Source organism: Paracoccus lutimaris (genome assembly GCF_003337565.1).
In the GTDB taxonomy this organism is placed as follows: Bacteria; Pseudomonadota; Alphaproteobacteria; order Rhodobacterales; family Rhodobacteraceae; genus Paracoccus; species Paracoccus lutimaris.
Genome location: NZ_QPJL01000006.1, coordinates 80,553 through 102,075 on the forward strand (window position 1 = coordinate 80,553; position 21,523 = coordinate 102,075).

The following is a 21,523-nucleotide window of genomic DNA, read 5'->3' on the forward strand; positions in this document are numbered from 1 at the left end:
CCCGCCCGGCGCGGCAGCCGTCAGACCACGACCTCGAACCGATCCTGCTGACCCACCCCGAACACGCGGCGGTAACGCGCGATTTCATCCTTGGGGCCGGTCGCCTTTTCAGGATTGTCGGACAGCTTGACCGTCGGGCGGCCATTCGCTGCCACCGCCTTGCAGACCAGCGAAAATGGCGCCAGCCCGTCGCCCGGCACCAGGCCGCGGAAATCATTGGTCAGCAATGTCCCCCAGCCGAAGCTGACCTTGACCCTTCCGTGAAAGCGGGCGAACAGCTCGCCGACCTTGGCGACATCCAGCCCGTCGGAAAAGATGATCAGCTTGTCGCGCGGATCCTCGCCCCGGTCCTGCCACCAGCGGATCGCCATTTCGGCGCCCTCGGCGGGATCGCCGCTGTCCACGCGGATGCCGGTCCAGCCCGCCAGCCAGTCCGGCGCGTGGTCCAGAAACCCCTTGCTGCCATAGGTGTCGGGCAGGATGATGCGCAGCATCCCTTCGTGTTCCTCTTGCCAGTCGGCAAGGACGCGATAGGGGGCTTGGCGCAGCTCCTCATCCGTATCGGCCAGCGCGGCATAGACCATCGGTAGCTCATGGGCATTGGTGCCGATGGCCTCGATGTCGCGGCGCATGGCGATCAGGCAGTTCGAGGTGCCGATGAAGCGCTCATCCCCCAGCCCCTCGACCAGGGCCTGCACGCACCAGTCCTGCCACAGAAAGCTGTGCCGTCGCCGGGTGCCGAAATCGGCCATGCGCAGGTCGGGGCCAAGCTCGCGCAGGCCTTCGATCTTTTCCCAAAGCCGGGCCATGGCGCGGGCATAGAGCACCTGCAATTCGAACCGGCCCATGTCCTTCAAGACAGCGCGCGAGCGCAGCTCCATGATGATCGCCAAAGCCGGGATTTCCCACATCATGACCTCGGGCCAGCGGCCTTCAAAGATCAGCTCATACTGGCCGTCGCGCTTTTCCAGATGATAGGCGGGCAGCCGCAGATTCTCGAGAAACTCCATGAAATCCGGGCGGAACATCTGCCGCTTGCCGTAAAACGTATTGCCGCGCAGCCAGGTGCTTTCGCCGCGCGCCAGCGTCAGGCCGCGCACATGGTCAAGCTGCTCGCGCAGCTCGCCCTCGTCGATCAGGTCGGCCAGACGGATGCGGGAGGTGCGGTTGATCAGGCTGAAGGCCACCTGCGTGTCGGGGCGGTTGCGGAACACCGACTGGCACATCAGCAGCTTGTAGAAGTCGGTGTCGATCAGCGAGCGCACGATCGGGTCGATCTTCCATTTGTGGTTATAGACGCGGGCCGCGATATCGACGGTCGGGATCATCATGCCAGTATCACTCCTGACGTGCGCATGGACTGGCGGGCGCCCTCGCGCGAGCCGTTCAGGTCGATGGCCCGCGTCGCCGTCTCGATGACGGTGGCGCGAAAGCCCAGATTGGCGGCGTCGATGGCCGACCATGCCACGCAGAAATCATGCGCCAGCCCGACAAAGGTCAGGTCCGACAGGCCGCGGTCGCGCAGATAGCCGGCAAGGCCGGTGGGCGTCTGGTGGTCGTTCTCGTAAAAGGCCGAATAGCTGTCGATCTGGGGCCGAAAGCCCTTGCGGATCACCAGGTCGGCGCGGTCGACGGCCAGATTCGGGTGAAATTCCGCCCCCGCCGTCCCGATCACGCAATGGGCGGGCCAAAGAACCTGCGGGCCGTATGGCATCTGGATCTCCGAAAATGCCACGGCGCCGGGATGGTTCTCGGCAAAGCTCATATGCCCGGGCGGGTGCCAGTCCTGCGTCAGCACCACCGCGTCAAATTCCGCCATCATGTCATTGATCGGACCGACGATTTCATCCCCGCCGGCGACGGGCAGAGCGCCGCCGGGGCAGAAATCCGGCTGCATGTCGATGACGATCAGGGCACGAGCCATGTTGGGCCTCGGGGTGCTTGGGGCAGGTTGCTGGCGCTAACGCTAGGACGGGGCCGCACAAGCGTCAATGCCGGCAGTCTATTGCGACAAAACGCGGCCTGCGTTTAGGCTGACCCAAGGTAATCATTGCGAGGGGAGGCGCACGACCATGGCACAGGAGAACCTGCCGATCGAACCACGCCAGCAGGGCGAGTATGATGAATATGACAGCGGGCCGGGCCGTTCGGCGGCCATGGTCTGGGGCCTGCGCGCCACAGGGCTGATCGCCGCAGGCACCGTCTGGCTGCTTCTGGGCAGTTCCGAGGGACTGTCCCCGGACGCCCGCGCCGTCGCCGCCATCGGCACGCTGATGGCGATCTGGTGGATGAGCGAGTCGATCCCGCTCTCGGCCACCTCGCTCTTGCCCATCGTCCTGATCCCGATGTTGACCGAGCGCACCGTCAGCGAGGCCACCGCCCCCTATGCCAGTTCCATCGTGTTTCTGTTCCTTGGCGGTTTCCTGATCGCCATCGCCATGGAAAAATGGAACCTGCATCGCCGCATCGCGCTGTTGACCCTGCAACGGGTCGGGGTCGAGCCAAGGCGCATCGTGCTGGGCATGATGCTGGCCACGGGCTTTCTGTCGATGTGGGTCTCGAACACCGCCACCACGCTGATGATGCTGCCCATCGGCCTGTCGATCCTGACCCTTGTGATCGAACGCAGCCACCGCCCCGGCGACGGTCATGCCGCCGAAGATCTGGCGGCCGGCGGCAAGATCAGCGAGGTCGTCCATGACGAGAACATCAAGCGTTTCGGCATCTGCCTGATCCTGTCGATTGCCTGGTCCGCGACCATCGGAGGCCTGGGCACGCTTCTGGGCAGCCCGCCCAATGCCATTGTCGCGGGCTATGTCTCGGACGAGCTGGGGCGCAAGATCGGCTTTCTGGAATGGATGATGATCGGCCTGCCGCTGTCCCTGGTCTTCATTCTGGTTGCATGGTTCCTGATGACCCGGGTCATCTTTCGCTTTGACCTCAGCGAGGTGCCCGGCGGCAAGCGCATGATCGACGAGCAGATCGCCGAGCTTGGCCCGGTCAGTCAGGGCGAGCGGATGGTGATGATCGTCTTTGGCTCGGCCGCGTTTCTATGGGTGGTGCCGGGTCTGCTGACCAGCGTCACCGGGTCCGAGCTGGGCTTTCTGGGCAGCCTTGACGATACCGCCATCGCCATTTCCGCCGGCATCGCGCTGTTCATCCTGCCCGGTCAGGGCCGCACCACCATGGTCCTGAACTGGAAAGATGCCGAGGACGGGCTGCCATGGGGGGTGCTTTTGCTGTTCGGGGGCGGGCTCAGCCTTGCGGGCGCGGTCGCGGCCAGCGGGCTGGACGATTGGTTCGGCCAGCAGGTGCAGGGCCTTGGCGCGCTGCCGCCGATCCTGCTGATCATGGCGGTGACGACGCTGATCCTGTTCCTGACCGAAATCACCTCGAACACCGCGACGGCGGCAACCTTCATCCCGATTCTGGGCGGGGTGGCGCTGGGGATCGGCGCCGATCCGATGGCGCTGCTGATCCCGGCAGCCTTCGCGGCGACCTGCGCCTTCATGCTGCCGGTGGGCACGCCGCCGAATGCCATCGTCTTTGGCACCGGGGCCGTCACCATCGGGCAGATGGCGCGGGGCGGGTTCGTGCTGAACCTTGTCGGTATCGTCCTGATCACCATGTTCATCTATCTTCTGGGGGGGATCGCGCTGGGGATCACCTTCGGATGATTTGACGGCACTCCGCGCGGCGGCTATGGCCAAGACATGCTGACCGTCGCCGCGCTTTACCACTTTACCCCCTTTCCCGACCCTCAGGCGCTGAAGGGCCCGCTGGCCAGTGTCGCCTGCGCCCATGGCGTGCGCGGCACGCTTTTGCTGGCGCGCGAGGGGATCAACGGCACCATCGCCGGACCACGCGCGGGGATCGACGCGGTGCTGGCCCATATCCGCGCCCTGCCCGGCTGCGCCGACCTGATCTGGAAGGAAAGCACCGCCGAGACCATGCCCTTTGGCCGCATGAAGGTGCGCCTGAAACGCGAGATCGTCACCATGGGCCAGCCCGATGTCGATCCGACCGCCGCTGTCGGGCGCTATGTCGCGCCGACCGACTGGAACGCGCTGATCTCGGCCCCCGATGTCGCGGTGATCGACACCCGCAACGATTACGAGGTCCAGATCGGCACCTTCGCCGGCGCCGTCGATCCAGAAACGCGCAGCTTTCGCGACTTTCCGGCATGGTGGCGCGAGAACGCGCATCGCTTCCACAACAAACGCATCGCCATGTTCTGCACCGGCGGCATCCGCTGCGAGAAATCGACGAACTTCCTGCTGGGCGAGGGCGTCGAGAATGTCTTTCACCTGCAAGGCGGCATCCTGAAATACCTCGAGGACATCCCCGAGGCGGAAAGCCTGTGGCAGGGCGAATGCTTCGTCTTTGACAAGCGCGTCAGCCTTGGCCACGGGCTGCGGCAAGGGCATTACGACCTGTGCCACGCCTGCCGCCGCCCCCTTGCCCCCGAGGACCGCGCGCGCCCCGAATATGAGCCGGGCGTCGCCTGCCACCGCTGCGCGGGCGAATATTCCGATGCCGACCGCGCCCGCTTTCGCGAACGCCAGCACCAGACCGAGCTGGCCGCCGCGCGCGGCGAGGAACATTTCGGCGGATGAGCCGCTGGTCCCATCCCGTCGCAAGCTTCTGGGCGGGCGAGGACCTGTCCTTTGTCGAACAGATGGTGATCCGCTCATATCTGGATCAGGGCTGCGATTTCACTCTGTATCTGGGCCATCCGGTCGGCGGCATTCCCGACGGCACGCCGGTGCGCGACGCTGCCGAGATCATGCCCCGCCCGGCCTTTGCGGGCGAGGCACCCACGCGCAAGCAGCTTGCGGTCTGGTCCGATCTGTTCCGCATTCGCCTGCTGACCCGGCGCCGGGTGATCTGGGCGGATCTGGATGCCTATTGCCTGCGCCCCTATGATTTCCCGGGCGGATACGTTTTCGGCACAAGCGTCTCGGACAATATCCTGTCCGGCATTCTGGCGCTGCCGCAAGACTCGCCGGCGCTGCGCTGGATGGCCGAATTCCTGGCCCATGACCGGCTTGAGCCGCCCTGGGCCAGCCCGGTCTGGATCGAACGGCGGGGACAGATGGGCATGCTCGGGCCCGCCGATCTGTCCTGGGGCGATACCGGCCCAAAGCTTCTGACCCATGCCCTGCGCCAGAGCGGCGAGGATCGCCATGCCCAGCCGCAAGCGGTGTTCTATCCGCTGATGCAGCATGCGCTTGGGCGGCTATGGACGCCCTGGCTGGCCGATGAGGTCGCGCCCTCGCCCGAAACCCTCTCGGTCCATATCTTCGGCTTTACCAAGCGGGTCCTGGCAGGCCATTGGCACGGCCAGCCGCCACCGGGAAGCTGGCTTGCCCGCATGGCAGAGCGGCACGGAATCGATCCGACCACGGCCCCGGCAACGGGGTTGCCGCTGCCAGAGCCTTCGGCGCGGGCCGCTACTTGACCTGCCCCAGACGGCCCGCCGCGATGGCGGCCATGTTCAGGATGTCGTTCACCGTCGAGTTGGTCGAACAGATCTGGATCGCCTGCGGCACCCCGGTCAGGATCGGACCGATCACCGTCGCGCCCGCCACCTCTTGCAGCAGCTTGACCGAGATCGAGGCCGAATGCCGCGCCGGCACCACCAGCACATTCGCCGGCCCCGTCAGGCGCGAGAACGGGTATTTCGCCGCCTGAACCGGGTTCAGCGCCACGTCCACCGTCATCTCGCCCTCATATTCGAAGTCGACGCCGCGCGCGTCCAGAACCTCGGTCGCATGGGCCATCTTCACCGCCCGCTCGCTCAGCGGATAGCCGAAGTTCGAAAACGACAGGAAGGCCACGCGCGGCTCAAGCCCCAGCCCGCGGGCGACATGGGCGCCGCGGGTGGCGATATCGGCCAGATCCTCGGCCTCGGGCCATTCATGGACCAGCGTGTCGCCGATGACGATGATGCGGCCATTGTGCAGAACCGCCGTCAGGCCCACGGCGCCATCCGCCGGGGTCACGTCAAAGACCTTGCCGATCTGCGAGAGCGTCGGCGCGTTCTTGCGCGTGGCCCCGGTCACCAGCCCGTCGCCATGGCCATGCATCAGCATCAGCGCCGCAAAGACGTGGCGGTCGCGCGCCGCCAGCTTGAAGGCGTCGTCGCGGTCGAAACCCTTGCGCTGCAACCGCGCGTAAAGCGCGTTCTGATAGGTCTCCAGATGCCGGCTGTTGCTGGAATTGACCACGGTCAACTCGCGCACCGCATCGCCCAGACCGGCGGATTCCAGCGCCTCCTTGACCTCGGCCTCGCGGCCGACGACCAGCGACTGGCCCATGCCGCCGCGCTGCCACGCCACGGCGGCACGCAACACGCGCAGATCGTCCCCCTCGGCAAAGATCATCCGGGCCTGCGCCTGACGGGCGCGGGCATGGATGCCCTGCAGGATGGCGGCGGTCGGGTCCATGCGCGCCTTCAGCGACTGGACATAGCCCTCCATGTCGATGATCGGGCGGCGGGCAACGCCGGTATCCATGCCCGCCTTGGCCACGGCGGGCGGGATGACATGGATCAGGCGCGGGTCGAACGGCGTCGGAATGATGTAGTCGCGGCCGAATTGCAGCTTGCGCCCGTAAGCCACGGCAACCTCGTCGGGCACGTCCTCGCGCGCAAGTTCCGCCAGCGCATTGGCGCAGGCGATCTTCATCTCGTCATTGATGGCGCGGGCGTGGATATCCAGCGCGCCCCGGAACAGATAGGGAAAGCCCAGGACGTTGTTGACCTGATTGGGATAATCGCTGCGGCCGGTGGCGACGATGGCGTCGGGGCGGACGGCATGGGCATCCTCGGGGGTGATTTCGGGGTCGGGGTTGGCCATGGCGAAGATGACCGGGTTCTCGGCCATGCCCATCACCATGGCCTGCGTCACCGCCCCCTTGGCCGAGACGCCCAGGAAAACGTCGCAGCCCTTCATCGCCTCTTCCAGCGTGCGCAGGTCGGTTTTCACCGCATGGGCCGATTTCCACTGGTTCATGCCCTCGGTGCGGCCCTGATAGATCACGCCCTTGGTGTCGCACATGATGCAGTTTTCATGCCGCGCGCCCATGGATTTGAGCAGTTCCAGACAGGCGATGCCGGCCGCACCGGCGCCGTTCAGGACGATGCGGACATCCTCGATCTTCTTGCCCGACAGCTCCAGCGCGTTGATCAGACCGGCGGCGCAGATCACCGCCGTGCCGTGCTGGTCGTCGTGAAAGACCGGAATATCCATCAGCTCTTTCAGCCGCTGCTCGATGATGAAGCATTCCGGGGCCTTGATGTCCTCAAGGTTGATGCCGCCAAAGGTCGGGCCCATCAGCTTGACGGCGTTGATGATTTCCTCGGGGTCCTCGGTGTCCAGCTCGATATCGATGGCGTTCACATCGGCGAAGCGCTTGAAGAGCACCGCCTTGCCCTCCATCACCGGCTTGGAGGCCAGCGCCCCCAGATTGCCCAAGCCCAGAATCGCCGTCCCGTTCGAGATCACGGCGACCATGTTGCCCTTGACGGTATAGTCATAGGCGGTCTCGGGGCGCTCGGCGATGGCTTCGACCGGCACCGCCACGCCGGGCGAATAGGCCAGCGACAGGTCGCGCTGGGTCGCCATGGGGGTCGAGGCCACGATGTCATATTTCCCGGGTCGCGGCTCAAGATGATAGGCCAGTGCCTCTTCGCGCGTGATGCGGGATTTGCGGGGTGTGTTGTCGTCGCTCATGTCGTTTCGCTCCCTCCGATCCTACCCCTATGGATAGAACCATGCGGAGTGGGATCGAAAGGGGAAAAACGCAGGCCCCGGCACCTAGGGCAGCAGGGCCGCGCGGATCGCGTCGCCGTGCAGCGTGAACGAGAAGCCGGCGGCGGTCAGCGCGAGAACCGCGGCGATCAGGTCATGGCGCGGGTCCCAGGCCTGGTGCTGGCGCGCCAGCCAGACCGTCACCGGATAGCACAGGACCTGCGACAGCGCCTGCCCGGCCAGCAGCCCCGCCAGCCCGTAAAACCACGCGCCCAGCGTCACCAGCAGCGTATAGATGACGGCGCGGGTGGATTGCATGATGAAGAAACCGCGCGAATCCGACGCGGCCAGCGCCGAATATTCATAGCTGATGGGAATGACCTGAATCATCTGGATGCAGGCGATCACCACCAGAATCCCGCCCGCCGTGGAATAGCGCGGATCGTAAAGCGCCTCGACCAAGGGCGGGCCGGCCCAGGCCAGCGTCACCGCCGCCGCCAGCAACAGCGCGGTCAGCCCCGCCCGCGTCCGGGCAAGGATGCGGCGATCCTCGGCACTGTTGCCCGGCGGGTGCTGGCGATACATCGGAATGAAAAGCCGCACCGCGATGGAATTGCCCAGCATCATCGGCACCGTGGCCAGGAACAGCCCGATATTGTAGATGCCCAGCTGGTCCAGCGTCAGCACCCGGCCGAGGATGATCCGGTCGCCCTGAAACAGCAAAAAGCCGCAGATGGTGCTGAAAAAGATCCATTTGCCGAATTTCATCACCTCGGCGCGGGCCGCGGGCTCCATCCGCAGGTGGTTGCGATGGCCGGGCAGGAAAAAGCGGAACATCAGCAATTGCATCACCGCGCCCAGCACATTGCCCCAGACCAGCGCCCAGACCGATTGCAGGATCAGCGCGGCGGCAATGGTGATGAGAACGCCGATCAGCTGGTTGCACAGCTCGATGACGGTCAGGCGGCCCAGTTGCAGATGCCGCGCGGCCGAGTCGATCCGGGTCGGGAAAAAGCCGCCGATCAACAGCGAGCTGGCCGCGACCGGGAACACCCAGGCGAATTGCGGCGCGTCGTAGAAGACCGACAGCGGCCAGGACATCGCCAGCGCCACGAAGAAGATCACGAAGCCGCGCATGATCTTCAGCGTCCAGATCGTGTCCAGAAAGACCGGATCGTCGCCGCGCTTGCTTTGCATGATCGAGGGGCCAAAGCCCATGTCGCTGAACATGGTCAGGCCGATCAGGAAGCTGGTGACCAGCGTCATCAACCCGAAATCCTCGGGGCTGAGGATGCGGGTCAGGATCAGGTTTGAGGCCAGCCGCATGGTCTGGCCCAGACCGAAATTGACCATCGACAGGGCACCGCTGCCCAAGGCCCGCGAGGCAAGGCCCTTTTGCGGCGCCTTGCCCGTCTCTTCGACCTGTTCGTCGTTCATGTCAGCCCATTCCGTCGGTGGGCGCGGCCACAACACCCGGCGATGGCATGCCGGGGATCATGCCCACCAGCCACATCGCCACCAAGGCGCCGACCAGCAGCAGGCAGACCAGATAGATGTTGCGCCGGCGGCGGCGGGCCAGATCCTGCGGTGTCAGGCGATAGGGCAGCGAAATCACCGGAAGCGTCTTCGTCGCCCGCGCGAATTGCTTGCTGTTGCGCAGGATCGGGTTCATCAGCTCCAGCACGAAGGCGACCAACAGGGCCAGCGCACCGCTGATGCCCACCCCCAGAACGGCGCTTTTCTTGCGATTCGACAGCACCGGATATTCCGGCGCCACTGCGCTCTCCAGCAGGACGAAGCGCTCCGCCTGATCATTGTCCATCAGCAGCTGCTGGGCCTCGACCTGCGCCAGCTGGCGCGAGATCTCGCTGTAGCGGTCCCGCATCCGGGTCTGCTCGCGGGTCATCTCCTCAAGTTCGCGCGCGACCTGCGGGGCGCGGGCCCGGGACCGGCCGATTTCCGCCCGCCGGCTGTCCAGCGTCAGCTTTTCCTGATCAAGCTGCTTGAGCTGGGCGTTGATCAGCTCGATCTGGCGGCGAACCACGTCAGAGCCACCGCTGCCACCGCCGCTGTTCAACCTTATGAGCTCATCTTCAAGCCGCTTGATCTCGGGGTGCTCGGGATCCAGCGTCCGGCGCGCCTGCGCCAGTTCGACCTCGGCGGCGCGGATCTGCTGGACCAGCGAGGCCGAGGGCCGCATATCCGCCGCCCCCCCCGCCTCAAGCGCCAGCCGGTCGCGCTGCAAGGTCATGATGTCGCGGTCCAGCGCGGTTTCCATCTCGGTCAGCTGGCCAAGTTCGGTCTGCAGGAACTCTTGCGAGGTCGGCAGCGAATCCTCGTTCCGGGCGCTGAACTCGACCACCTTGCGTTCCTGCACGGACAGGGCCTCGCTCAGGCGACCCTCTTCCTCGGTCAGGAAGTCGCGGGTTTCCCTGATCCGCAATTCGCGGTTGTCGCGGTCGCGGTTGACCAGACTGTCGGCGAAATCATTGGCTATGGCGGCGGCGGTCGCCGCCGTCTCGGCGCGCGAGGTGATGACGATGGCGGCCAGAGACAGGCGGGAATCGACCGAGACACCGGGCGCCGAGATGCTTTCGATCCGGGTCGAGCTGCGCAGCGCGACCTGTTTCTGGCTTTCGCTGAGCCCGGGCGTATCGGCGAAAAGATCCAGCCGCTCGATGACGTCATTCAGGTTCTGGCGCGCCATCAGGCGCTGTTCGATCAGTTGCACCCGGCGCGACGCCGGCAAAGAGCTGTCGCTGGCCGGATCGATCGCCGCCGGCATGTCCAGCTGGATCACCGCCGAAGCCTCGTAGCTGCGCGGCTCGGAAACGATCAGATAAAATGAAATCAGTACGCCAAGGACGCCGATCGTCATGACCAGCGGCAGGCGCCGCCAGATCATGCTTATCAGGTCTTGAAAGGATTGGATCGGCCCCAACTGTTGAACCCTGCCTTGTTGCTCAGTCTTCGGATTTGTTCAGGATCACGCCCATGACCGGCGGCATGCCGATCAAAAGGCGCTCGCATTCGGCCATATGGGCCGCCGTCCCGGCGCGCGCATCCGCCACCAGCAAAATGGCGTCGGCCAGCGGCAGGGTGGCCAGCGCCGAATCCTGCCCCAGCAGCGCGGCGGTATCGAGGATCGCGATCTCGGCCGAATGCGCCTTATGCAGCGCGTCCATCGCAGCCACGAAGACACGGTCCTGCAGCAGCTCGGCCGCCGCCGGCTCGGCATGCGCGGGGGCCAGTACCGACAGATTGGGCGCCTCGCTGACAGTGACCACCAGCCGGTCCAGATCCCCCTGCTCGCGCAGCACGGTCGAAACCCTGCCGCATCCGGGCACGGCAAGACGCTCGGCGACCGAGGGCTTGCCCAGATCCAGATCGATCAGCATCACGCGCGTATGCGGCTGACGCGCCAGCGCAAGCGACAGGTTGACGGCGGTGAATGTGCCGCCGGCACCTGGCGTCACCGGCACAACCGCCAGCTTCGTCCAGTCGCGGCCGCGCATCTCGCGCAGGATGCGCGTCCGCAGCAGCGAAAAGCGCTGCGTGATGGTCTGCGCGTGTTCGGCATCCTCGGCCGCATAGGCCGCCTCACGCCGGATGAACTTGCTTGAAACGTTGCCGCGGACCTTGTCGGGCGCAACCTTGTCTCCCGGATTCTTGTCCGGTTCCTTTGCCGTTGCGGGCTTCAAACCTGTGGCCTCTCTGCCTCTGCTTAAATCGTGCCGCCCCGCGGGGCAGCCAATTGCCAATGACTTGTCCGGCGCCGGCATGCTAGCGTCACGGCCATGATTGCGACAACCGAAAACAGGCCGAATACTGACAATGCGCCGCATTTCCCTGTGCTGCGGTTCCAATCCTTCGTAGCGCATCGCGCGCGTTCCGCAACCTGTCCCTTTGTCAGATGACGCCCTGCAGCATTCTCATTCCCGCCCATGACGAGGCCGACTATATCGATGCCTGTCTGGAGACGATCCTGGCCCAGGACCATGCCGGCCCGGCCGAAATCGTCCTGATCGCCAATGGTTGCAGCGATGACACCGCTGACCGTGCACGCGCGCACGCGCCGGCCTTTGCGGCACGCGGCTGGGTGCTGCGGGTCGAGGACCTGGCCCAGGGCGGCAAGATCGGCGCGCTGAACCACGGCGATCGTTGCGCCAGCCACGGCATCCGCATCTATCTGGACGCCGATATCCGGATGAGCCCGCACCTGCTGTCGGGCCTGGTCCGCGTGCTGGAAACCGAAAAACCGCGCTATGCCGGCGGCAAGCTGGTCGTCGCCCCGGCCCGCAGCCCCGTCTCGCGGGCCTATGCGCGCTTCTGGCAAAAACTGCCCTTCGTCGCGCGGGGCGTCACCGGCGCCGGACTGTTTGCCGTGAACGCGGCGGGGCGCGCGCGCTGGGGGGATTTTCCGCAGGTGATCTCGGATGACACCTTCGTGCGGCTGCAATTCGATGAAAACGAACGTTTTCTGGTCGACGCCCCCTATGAATGGCCGCTGGTCGAGGGCTTCTCGCCTCTGGTCCGGGTGCGCCGCAGGCAGGATCAGGGCGTGGCCGAGATCGCGCGGCTTTACCCCGAGCTTCCGCAGCGTCAGGGACAGGTCCGGCCGGATCGCCGCGAGCTCATGCGGCTTGCGGCCCGCGACCCGATCGGCTTTGCCGCCTATGCGGCGGTGGCGCTGGCCGTGCGCACCGGCAGGAACACGCAGGAATGGGCGCGCGGGCGCTGATCCGACACCGATTCCGTACCGGATCGCCCGGAATCGGCGGCTCTCACCCCCTCTGGACTGCACCGATCATGGCCGAGGGTGTGGCAGATCCGCGCTATTGGATATCGCCGCTGGATCTTCTGTTTTTGATGTAATAAACGGATCAGTTTTTCAACCCGAGATTGCTTTCGCTATTATTCCAGAAGACGAGCCTTGATTTTCAAGCTCATTTTAAACAACTCTAGGTTGTCTCTACGTCAAGCGGTCAACCGGACGCCTCTATCTCGATCCTGCAAACCTGCTCTGCGCCCAATTTCAAGGCCCGATTTCGGCTGGCAACTTGTTGATAACATTGAAACCTATACTTTTCGGCAGTCTGTGGATTCGTTCTAGTTTTATTCAAATGCAAAGCTATACTGGCGAAGTAATGATTAGAATGGGTTTTGAAATGCGGCACATCACTGATTTCGACATCGACACGATGGTCTCGGTGCTGCAAGCGTCAAAGGACGAAACCAACAATAGCCCCGCCGGTATCAAGTCCTTCTATGCGCGCTTCGTGAAGCGTCCGCTGGATGTCCTGCTGGTCGTCATGGCGGCACCGTTCGTGCTGCCGGTGGTTCTCGTTCTGGCGTTGGTGATTTGGTACAATGGCGACAAGCCGTTCTACACCCAGCTTCGCGTCGGCCGCTCTGGCCGCAGCTTCCGCCTGTGGAAACTGCGTACGATGGTCGCGAATGCGGATGCTTGCCTCGCAGACTACCTTGCCTCGAATCCCGAGGCGAAGGCCGAATGGGACCTGACCCAGAAACTGAAGAAGGATCCTCGGATCACCTCGACCGGAACGTTCCTGCGCAAGACATCACTGGATGAGTTGCCGCAGCTCTGGAATGTCTTGCGCGGAGATATGAGCCTGGTCGGCCCCCGGCCCATGATGCTGGATCAGCAAACGCTATATCCGGGATCGGACTATTACCATTTGCGTCCCGGCGTCACCGGCCTCTGGCAGATTTCGGACCGCAACGACAGCAGCTTCGCTGCCCGGGCGACGTTCGACGCGAGCTATGCGAAGGATCTCAGCCTGCACGAAGACGCCAAGATCGTCGCCAAAACGATTGGCGTCGTCCTGCGGTGCACCGGCTACTGAACTAGCTCGCCCCTTGCATCTCGTGATGCAACATACAGCGATAGCGCCGCCATGCGATGAAAAGCGTGGCGGCCGTCCCGCTGAGCGAGTAGAGCAGCAACCCAAACCACAGCGACAAATCCAGGGCAATCACCCCGAAAGCCGCACAGCTGGCTGCGACGACAATGCCTATGGACAGAATCCCGGTCAGAGAGTGCCTCCTCAATCCCTTTGGTGTTACTCACATTGGTGCCGAAGAATTAACGAATCGCTACTTAAACTTTTCGGTTGAATCGATATCCGCTGCTTATCCGCCCATTCTTATCCATAAAGTAAGCGTAAACCAGCCGAAAAGGTAGTATGACACCACTAAGTCTTACAGATTTTGTTGAATTTACGGAGCAAGACCCTGCGAATCGGCTATCTGGTCAATACTTACCCACGTCCGTCACACAGTTTCATCCGCCGCGAGATCGCCGCGCTTGAGGCCGAGGGGGTCGAAATCCATCGCTTCGCCATGCGCAGCAACCGGGCAGAGCTGTCTGATCCGGCAGACCTGGCCGAAGATGCCCGCACCGAGCATGTTCTGAATGCTGGCGGCCGGCGGCTCCTGATCGGCCTTCTTCGCCAAGGGGCCGCGAAGCCACGACAATTCGCGGCTGCCTTGCAATTGGCCCGCCGCCGCGCCGCCGCCGGCGAATCCAGTCTGGCCCGGCAGATCATCTATCTTGCCGAGGGTGCGCATATCGCCGCCCGCGCCCGCGACTTGCAGATCGACCATATCCACGCGCATTTCGGCACCAATTCGACCCGCGTCGCCGCCTATGCGCGCCTGATGGGTGGCCCGCGCTTCAGCTTTACCGTTCACGGCCCCGAGGAGTTCGACAATACCGCCGCGCTGGATCTGGGCGGCAAGCTGGCCGGGGCCGAATTCTGCGCCACGGTCAGCAGCTATGGCCGCTCGCAGATGTGCCGCTGGGCCCAAACGGGCGATTGGGACAAGGTGCAGGTCGTGCATTGCGGGCTGGACCTCAGCCGTTGGGACACGTCTGCCCCCCTGCCCCAAGGCCCGTTCCATATGGTCGCGGTCGGCCGTTTCGCCGAGCAAAAGGGCTTTGGCCTGCTGATCCGCGCCTTTGCCAAGGCCTGGCGCCGTGACCCGAGCCTGCGCCTGTCACTGGTCGGCGACGGCGAGTTACGCCCGCAGATCGAGGCGCTGGTTGCCGCCGAGGGTATGGAGAATGCCGTGAACCTGCTGGGCTGGCAGGACGAATCCGGCGTCCGCGCGGCGATGAATGCCGCCCATGCGCTGGTCACCCCCAGCTTTGCCGAAGGGCTGCCGGTGGTGATCATGGAGGCCATGGCCTGCGCCCGGCCCGTCATCGCCACCTATATCGCCGGCATCCCCGAGCTGGTCCGTCCCGGGCAAGAGGGTTGGCTGATCCCCGCGGGCGACGCCGATGCGCTGGCCGAAACCATGCTGGCCGCTGCCGCGACCGACGCTGAGACACTGGCCCGCATGAGCGCATCGGCCCGCGCCCGCGTCACCGCGCGCCACGACATCCGCGTTTCCGCCCAAAAGCTCAAGGCGCTGTTCAGCCGCGCCACAGGCTGATTGCAAGGTAATACCCTACCATCTGCCCCCAACGACCGCTGATCAGGCGGGGGCCAAGGCAGCCGCGAAACCGTGCCGGGCCGATCACGGCAGGCACGGCGCTGAAATCCAGCATGCGCCGGGTCAGTGGATATTGCGCCTTGAACATCGCCTCTTTGACGCAAAAGGCCAGCAGCGGGTCGCCCGGACCCAGCAGGCGAAAGGGCATCACCGTCTCGGCCAAGCCGTCAGGCAGCGGGCGCGTCACCGGCTCCAGATCGACGCCGATGCTGGCGCCGCCGGGCGGACTGGCGACGGCAATGCAATAATCGCCGCTATGGGACAGGCTGGCATGGAGGCCCGGCGGCAGGTCCGGCTGCCGGTCAGGTCGCGCGGCAATCGGCTGCGCCTCCGAAAGGTCATGCCCGGCCTCGCGGATTGCGGCGCGCAGCGCCATGCGGCCAAGGGCGAATTCACGCCGCCGCTTGGGGACGGCGCGCTCAATCGCGATCTCCTCCTCGGGGAGGAGCGGCGCGGGGTCCTGCGTCATGGGCAGCACCGCGCAGCCATGGCCGGGCGGCAGCAGGCGCCGCGCAAGATCGCGCAGCGCCTGAGCGTCTGAACTCATTTCCCGCCGCGAAGCTGTGCGCGGAGCGCGCGGCGCTTGGCCATGGCGTCATCCGCCTGCGCCGCAGCAGCAGCCGGGGCTGTCGCAACCTGAGTAGCCGGGCGGGGCGCGGCCGGGGCGGCTGTGGGGGCGGCGGCAACTGGCGCGGGGCTAGCCCCCGCTGGTGCCAGGGTCGCGACATGTTTCAGGAAATCGGCCATGACCGGGAAGCGGAAGATATCCGTCACCCCCAGACGCGGCAGCGCCAGCCGGTCGCGCATGGTCCGGTGCAGCTGGATCGCCAGCAGCGAATGCCCGCCAAGCGCGAAGAAATTGTCGCGCGGGGCGATCTGCTGGACGCCCAGAACCTCGGACCAAAGCGCTTGCACCGCCTGCGCCAGATCCTCGGTCGGCGCAGCGGCCGAGGCGGCGGGGCCGGCCTCGATGGCCGGTGCCGCCGCGGCCCCGCCCAGCGTCGTCACCGCCGCCATGACCACCGCGCCTGGGACCGGCAATTGCTTGCGGTCGATCTTGCGGTTCGGGGTCAGCGGCATGTGGTCCAGCCGCAAAATGCGGCCCGGCACCATATGCGCCGGCAGATGCGCCAGCAGCGCCTCGCGCAGTTTCTTTTCGCACAGGTCCGGCGTGCCGGTCACATAGCCGACCAGCCGCTTGTCGCCGGGCGCATCCTCGCGCACCAAGGCGACCGCCTCGCGCACGCCGGGTTCATTGGCCAGCGCCGCCTCGATCTCGCCCAGCTCGATGCGGAAGCCGCGCAGCTTGATCTGGTGATCGGCGCGGCCGATATAGTCCAGCCCGCCATCCTCGCGCCAGCGCACCAGATCGCCGGTCCGGTACATGCGCGCGCCCCAGGGCGCGGCGCGATCCGCCGGGACGAAAGGATCGGGGCGGAAGGCCGCAGCGGTCAGGTCCTCGCGCTGCCAATAGCCGCGCGTGACGCCATGGCCGCCGATCCACAGCTCGCCCTGCGCGCCGGGGGGCACGGGAATGCCGTCGGCGTCCAGAACATAGACCTGCGTATTGGCGATGGGCCGACCCAGAGTGACCTCACCCCCGTCCGAAAGATCGGCGATGGTGGACCAGATCGTGGTCTCGGTCGGGCCATACATGTTCAGGACCTTGGCCCGCGTGACCGCCCTGATTTCCGCCAGAAGCGAGGGCGGCAGCGCCTCGCCGCCCAGCATCACGCATTTCAGCCCGGCCATGGCCGAGGCCACCTGCGGGTCCGAGACCAGAATCCGCCCCATGCTGGGCGTGCATTGCAGATGGGTGACGCCCCAGCGCCGGATCTGCGCCGCAATCGAGAAATCGCCGTCCTCGGGCGCCTCGGAATGGGGGTTCACCTCGGCCCGCAGCCGCGCCAGCAGCGGGAAGCCGGCCATGACCTGTTCGGGCGCGATGCCGTAATCGATCAGGCAGGCAATCTCGCCCACGCCAATGGTCTTGAGATGCTCGACCCGGGCGATCCCATCGGCAACGGTGCCGAACAGGCCCGAATCCTCGAAATAGCGCAGGAAGGCGAATTCAAGGATGCCGTCCAGCTCTTCCTCGGACAGCGAACCAAGGTCGATGGCCATCGGATTGGTCATGCCGGCAGGACGGCGGAAGGCCGGGAAATCCCAGGCATATTGCTTGACCAGCGCGGCCGCGCTGCGCAGGTAGTTCTTCATCGGCTCGCGGGCGATCTCGCGCGCGGTCTCGCGGTCCTCGGCCAGACAGGTATGCAGCATCAGCGTGACGGTGAAATGCGCCGGGTCATGCCCGACCGAGCGCAGCGCCGCGTGATATTCCTTGATGCGCTGTTCGACCACGTCGATGCTCTGGCCCAGAAGATGGGTCAGCACGTTCATGCCCAGACGCCCGGCCTCGACCCAGGTGTCGGGATTGCCGGCGACGGTCATCCACAGCGGCAGTTCCTTTTGCACCGGGCGCGGCTGGGTCACGACGCCAAAGCTGCCGCCCCCCGCGCGGGGGAGATCGACCTTTTCGCCGCGCCACAGCCGGCGCAACTGGTCGATGCCCGCGATCATCGCCGTCTTGTTGTTGGGCGGCGCGTTTTCGGGGCGCAGCACGAAATCATCCGGCTGCCAGCCCGAGGCGATGGCCAGCCCGGCACGCCCCGCCGTCAGGTTGTCGATCATCGCCCATTCCTCGGCCACGCGGGCGGGATGGTGCAGGGGCAGCACGCAACTGCCGGCGCGGACCGAGATGTTCTTGGTGACCGCCGCCACGGCAGCACCCGAAACCGAAGGGTTCGGATAGGGGCCGCCAAAGGCGTGGAAATGGCGTTCCGGCGTATAGACGGCGACAAAACCGTTCTGGTCGGCAAAGCGCGCGCCCTCCAGCAAAAGCTGGTATTTCCGCGGGCCGGGGCCGTCGTCATTGCCCCAATAGAACAGGCTGAACTGCATGCCCCCCTGAACCTCGCGGCGCGGGGCGGTTGCCGTCGGCGTGCTTGAGACGGCAAGCCGCGATTCCTCGCCAGCGATGACCAGCGTCACGCCGCGCGCCAGCGACCAGAAGATTTCCAGAACCGAGATGTCAAAGGACAGGCTGGTGACCGCAAGCCAGGCGTCGCCCTGTTGATACGGGATCACCGCATCCATGCCGGCAAAGAAATTGGCGACATTGCGATGTTCGACCATGACCCCCTTGGGCCGCCCGGTCGAACCCGAGGTATAGATCAGATAGGCCAGATTCTCCGGCGCGACATGGCTATCGGGCCCCGCGACCAGCCCATGAGGCAGATCGGTCGGGATGGTCACGACCTGCGCCTGATGCGCGGGCAGCCGATCGGCCAGACCGTCTTGGACCAGCACGATTTTCGCGCCGCTGTCCTGAATGTAAAGCTCGATCCGGTCGGCGGGATAATCGGGGTCCAAGGGCACATAGGCGCCGCCCGCCTTCCAGATCGCCAGCGCGCCGATGACCAGCTCGGGCGAGCGCTTGGCGAACAGCCCGACCGGCTGGTCCGGCCCGACGCCCATCTGCGCCAGCTTCGCCGCCAATGCATTCGCGGCGCGGTCCAGTTGCGCGCGGGTCAGGCTGCGATCCTCAAAGGCCAGCGCCACGGCATCGGGGTTTTCGGCCGCCATATCGGCGATCAGGTCATGGATGCAGCTCTGCGGGAAATCGGACCGGGTGGCGTTGCGGGCGACCAGCAGTTCCTCGCGCTCGGCGGCGTCCATCAGGGGGATGTCGCGCAGCAGCACCGTTCCCGACAGCGCCAAGCCGCCGTCCAGCGCACGGGCCAGACGTTGCGCCTGCGCGGCGCTGATCCGCGCCGGATCATGGTCCAGATAGGCCCCGCCATCGGTCAGGGTCACGGTCAGCGCCGCACCCGGAACCGGGCCGCGCGGCGCAAGGCTGATCGCCAGATCGGGGGTCGCCGCCTCGCGCAGTTCGGGGGCGCGATGGATCAGGTCCTGCGTAAAGGTCCCGCGTTTCGCCTGCGCCTCGATCCGCGCGGCCAGCTCGGTGCCCAGATCCGACAGGCTGCGGTCGCTGCGCGCGTCAATCGCCAGCGGCTGCCAGTCGGCGATGATCCCCGCCGCAAGCCCGGCCAGTTCCGGCTGTCCGGCCGGGCGCAGGGCCAGATCGAACTCGACCTGCCCCGCCAGCCGCGCCAGCAAGGATGCCGCCAGCGCGATCCGTTCCGGCGCGGCGCCGGGGATCAGCTGCACGCGCAGGCTTTCGCCCGAGCCCTCGCCCGGCAGAACCGCCGGGTTCATCGCCGCCAGACGCTTGCGCCACCAGCCGTCATGCTTCGCGGCCCCGTCGGCAAGCCCGGTCAGCCGCGCGCGATCCTGCGCCGAAAGCGCCGCGATCACCGTGCCGACCAGCGGCAATTCGCCCAGAAATTGCAGCCGGACCGCCGCATCCGTCGCGGCGATCAGCGCGGTATCGCCGTCATGGGACAGCACAGTGCCGGGCGCGGCCTGCGCGGCTTCGCTGCCCAGATAGGCCAGGACGGTCAGCAGGCGATCCCCCGACACGACCTTGGGCGCCGCCAGCGGGTTCCAATAACCGCCATGGTCCAGACCGCGCACCAGCGCACCGATCTGCGCCGCGGATTGGGTGAAATCCAGAACCGAGGCCGCCTCGGGGCGCTTGTCCTTGCCGACATAGCTGCGCAGGCTCAGGTCCTGCTTGACCCGCTGCGGGCCGCCAGCTTCAAGTTGCGCCACGACATCTGCAAAGCTTTCGGCGCCGCGCGCAAAGCAGCGCGCGTTCAGCGTCAGCGCGGTGTCGTCGGGGCGGATCTCGAACAGGCGCTGGGTCAGGATGTCGCCCTCATCGACGCCGCCCTCGATCATGTGCCAGCTGATGCCGTGCTGAGGCTCACCGCCGATGATCGCCCAGACCGGCGCGTTCAGCCCGGCCAGCTTGGGCAGCGGGCCGTCATGGAAATTGATCGCGCCCTTTTGCCCGCGCGCCAGCATCGCCGGCGACAGGATCGACAGGTTTGCCACGCTGAACAGCCAGTCCGCCACCGGCGCATCTGCGGGGATCGGCGCGTCCTGATCCTCGACCGTCAGGCCCGCGCCCTGCGCCCAGTCGCGCAGTTCCGGGTTGCGGGTCACGATGGCGGTGATCCGGTGCCCGCGCGTCATCAAGGTCTGCGCCGCGTGGCGCAGCAAGGATTCATTGCCCACCAGAATCGCGGAGAACTGCGTCATGGCTTACCCTTTTCAACATGAACAGGACCCGGCTGCGCACGTAGCGCATGGCGGGTCAGATATGAAAGATGGCCCGGCGGCATGTCGGATTTGCGCCGCGCAAGCAGGCAGCGCAGCTGAAACAGCCCCGCGCCCCCCAGATGGGCCGCAGTCGCCAGCAGCGCACCGATCCGGCCGTGGTGTTTTTCGTAATAGCGCCGCCGGCTGTCATACCAGTAATCCGGCGGCCGCTTCCAACCCTTCATCCCGGTGCTGACCGAGCCGATATGCAGCACCAGACTTTCGACGATGTAATGGGTCTGCCAGCCCGCATCGGCGGCGCGACGGCACAGGTCCGTTTCCTCGTAATAGAGGAAGAATCCTTCGTCGAAGAGGCCGATCCGGTCCAGAACATCCATGCGGATCATCATGGAGGCCCCGGCCGACCAGTCCACGCGACCCGATGTCACGGGCTGGGGCAGCGCCACCACATATTTGCGCAAAAGCTTCGTGACCGGGCCGGTGCGGCTGGTCTGCTCGAATTCGCTGGCGATGCCGGGAAAGCGAAAGGCGGTGCTGTGGGGCACGTCATCGGTGCCGCGCAGGCGCGAACAGGCGATGCCCACCTGCGCATGCGCGCCCAGATAATCAGCCAGTGCCCGGATCGAACCGGGCTGCGGCAGCGCGTCCGAATTCAGCAGATAGACCAGATCGGCCCGGCGCCCGTCGGGCATCCCCTGCCGGATGCCGTAATTGTTGCCGGCCCCGAAGCCGCCATTCCAGCCCGACTGCACCACCGCGACACGGCCCGTGTCCAGCCAGCCCCGCTTTTGCGCCGCCGCGCTGAGCTTTTCGAACGAGCCATCGCCGGAATCGTTGTCGACGATGGTCAGCCCGGCATCGAGACCCGCCATTTCGGCAAGCGCCGCCTCGGCGGCCTCAAGGGTCATGTCCGGCGTGCGCCAGTTCAGCAAGATCACGTTGATGCTGGGCGCGGCGCCGGTTTCGGGGCCGATCACGGAGCCATTGGCGGGGGCAGTCAT

At 65.8% G+C, this 21,523-nt stretch carries 15 protein-coding genes; 6 read left to right on the forward strand and 9 right to left on the reverse strand.

The window, feature by feature from the left end:
- Window positions 1–20: 20 nt before the first annotated feature.
- Window positions 21–1,331, reverse strand: coding sequence for a nicotinate phosphoribosyltransferase (gene pncB / locus DFP89_RS07540; protein WP_181870282.1), 1,311 nt, complete (start codon window positions 1,329–1,331; stop codon window positions 21–23).
- On the reverse strand, window positions 1,328–1,924 hold the full coding sequence (pncA, locus tag DFP89_RS07545; protein ID WP_114348820.1) for a bifunctional nicotinamidase/pyrazinamidase: 597 nt from the start codon (window positions 1,922–1,924) through the stop codon (window positions 1,328–1,330). Before pncA ends, pncB begins: the two co-directional genes overlap by 4 nt.
- 148 nt (window positions 1,925–2,072) lie before the next feature.
- Here pncA and DFP89_RS07550 point away from each other — a divergent pair, with 148 nt between their 5' ends.
- The 3 genes from DFP89_RS07550 to DFP89_RS07560 are packed head-to-tail and all read left to right on the forward strand — an operon-like array spanning window position 2,073 to window position 5,461.
- Window positions 2,073–3,677: an SLC13 family permease gene (locus DFP89_RS07550; RefSeq protein WP_220269822.1), complete on the forward strand. Its 1,605-nt coding sequence runs from the start codon at window positions 2,073–2,075 to the stop codon at window positions 3,675–3,677.
- 36 nt (window positions 3,678–3,713) lie between these two features.
- Window positions 3,714–4,616, forward strand: a complete 903-nt coding sequence (trhO, locus tag DFP89_RS07555) for an oxygen-dependent tRNA uridine(34) hydroxylase TrhO (protein WP_114348821.1) — start codon at window positions 3,714–3,716, stop codon at window positions 4,614–4,616.
- A complete protein-coding gene (locus tag DFP89_RS07560) occupies window positions 4,613–5,461 on the forward strand; it encodes a hypothetical protein (protein WP_114348822.1) in 849 nt (282 codons plus the stop codon). The genes trhO and DFP89_RS07560 overlap by 4 nt, the downstream gene beginning before the upstream one ends.
- On the opposite strand, the gene DFP89_RS07565 is transcribed toward DFP89_RS07560, so the two are convergent.
- The 4 genes from DFP89_RS07565 to DFP89_RS07580 all read right to left on the reverse strand — a co-directional run bounded on the left by DFP89_RS07565 (window position 5,454) and on the right by DFP89_RS07580 (window position 11,455).
- Window positions 5,454–7,736, reverse strand: coding sequence for an NADP-dependent malic enzyme (locus DFP89_RS07565; protein WP_114348823.1), 2,283 nt, complete (start codon window positions 7,734–7,736; stop codon window positions 5,454–5,456). The genes DFP89_RS07560 and DFP89_RS07565 overlap by 8 nt on opposite strands.
- Before the next feature lie 84 nt (window positions 7,737–7,820).
- On the reverse strand, window positions 7,821–9,191 hold the full coding sequence (locus DFP89_RS07570; protein ID WP_114348824.1) for an oligosaccharide flippase family protein: 1,371 nt from the start codon (window positions 9,189–9,191) through the stop codon (window positions 7,821–7,823).
- 1 nt (window position 9,192) lies between these two features.
- Complete coding sequence (locus DFP89_RS07575; protein WP_114348825.1) at window positions 9,193–10,659, reverse strand: GumC family protein; 1,467 nt, start codon at window positions 10,657–10,659, stop codon at window positions 9,193–9,195.
- Between the two features lie 58 nt (window positions 10,660–10,717).
- Window positions 10,718–11,455 (reverse strand): P-loop NTPase family protein, encoded by a 738-nt coding sequence (locus tag DFP89_RS07580; RefSeq protein WP_114348826.1) that lies wholly within the window; start codon window positions 11,453–11,455, stop codon window positions 10,718–10,720.
- Window positions 11,456–11,667: 212 nt separating this feature from the next.
- Here DFP89_RS07580 and DFP89_RS07585 point away from each other — a divergent pair, with 212 nt between their 5' ends.
- The 3 genes from DFP89_RS07585 to DFP89_RS07600 all read left to right on the forward strand — a co-directional run bounded on the left by DFP89_RS07585 (window position 11,668) and on the right by DFP89_RS07600 (window position 15,215).
- Entirely contained in the window at window positions 11,668–12,495 is an 828-nt protein-coding gene (locus DFP89_RS07585) for a glycosyltransferase family 2 protein (RefSeq protein ID WP_114348827.1), read from the forward strand.
- A gap of 415 nt (window positions 12,496–12,910) precedes the next feature.
- On the forward strand, window positions 12,911–13,621 hold the full coding sequence (locus DFP89_RS07590) for a sugar transferase (protein ID WP_245948619.1): 711 nt from the start codon (window positions 12,911–12,913) through the stop codon (window positions 13,619–13,621).
- Window positions 13,622–14,009: 388 nt separating this feature from the next.
- The gene (locus DFP89_RS07600; protein WP_114348918.1) at window positions 14,010–15,215 is read left to right on the forward strand and encodes a glycosyltransferase; all 1,206 of its coding nucleotides are present in this window, start codon (window positions 14,010–14,012) and stop codon (window positions 15,213–15,215) included.
- Here the strand turns inward: DFP89_RS07600 and DFP89_RS07605 are convergent.
- From DFP89_RS07605 to DFP89_RS07615, 3 genes are read right to left on the reverse strand one after another with little or no spacing between them, the layout of a single operon-like run.
- A complete protein-coding gene (locus DFP89_RS07605; RefSeq protein ID WP_114348829.1) occupies window positions 15,196–15,822 on the reverse strand; it encodes a 4'-phosphopantetheinyl transferase family protein in 627 nt (208 codons plus the stop codon). The genes DFP89_RS07600 and DFP89_RS07605 overlap by 20 nt on opposite strands.
- The gene (locus DFP89_RS07610) at window positions 15,819–20,501 is read right to left on the reverse strand and encodes a MupA/Atu3671 family FMN-dependent luciferase-like monooxygenase (RefSeq protein ID WP_114348830.1); all 4,683 of its coding nucleotides are present in this window, start codon (window positions 20,499–20,501) and stop codon (window positions 15,819–15,821) included. Before DFP89_RS07610 ends, DFP89_RS07605 begins: the two co-directional genes overlap by 4 nt.
- The gene (locus DFP89_RS07615; protein ID WP_114348919.1) at window positions 20,498–21,523 is read right to left on the reverse strand and encodes a glycosyltransferase; all 1,026 of its coding nucleotides are present in this window, start codon (window positions 21,521–21,523) and stop codon (window positions 20,498–20,500) included. Before DFP89_RS07615 ends, DFP89_RS07610 begins: the two co-directional genes overlap by 4 nt.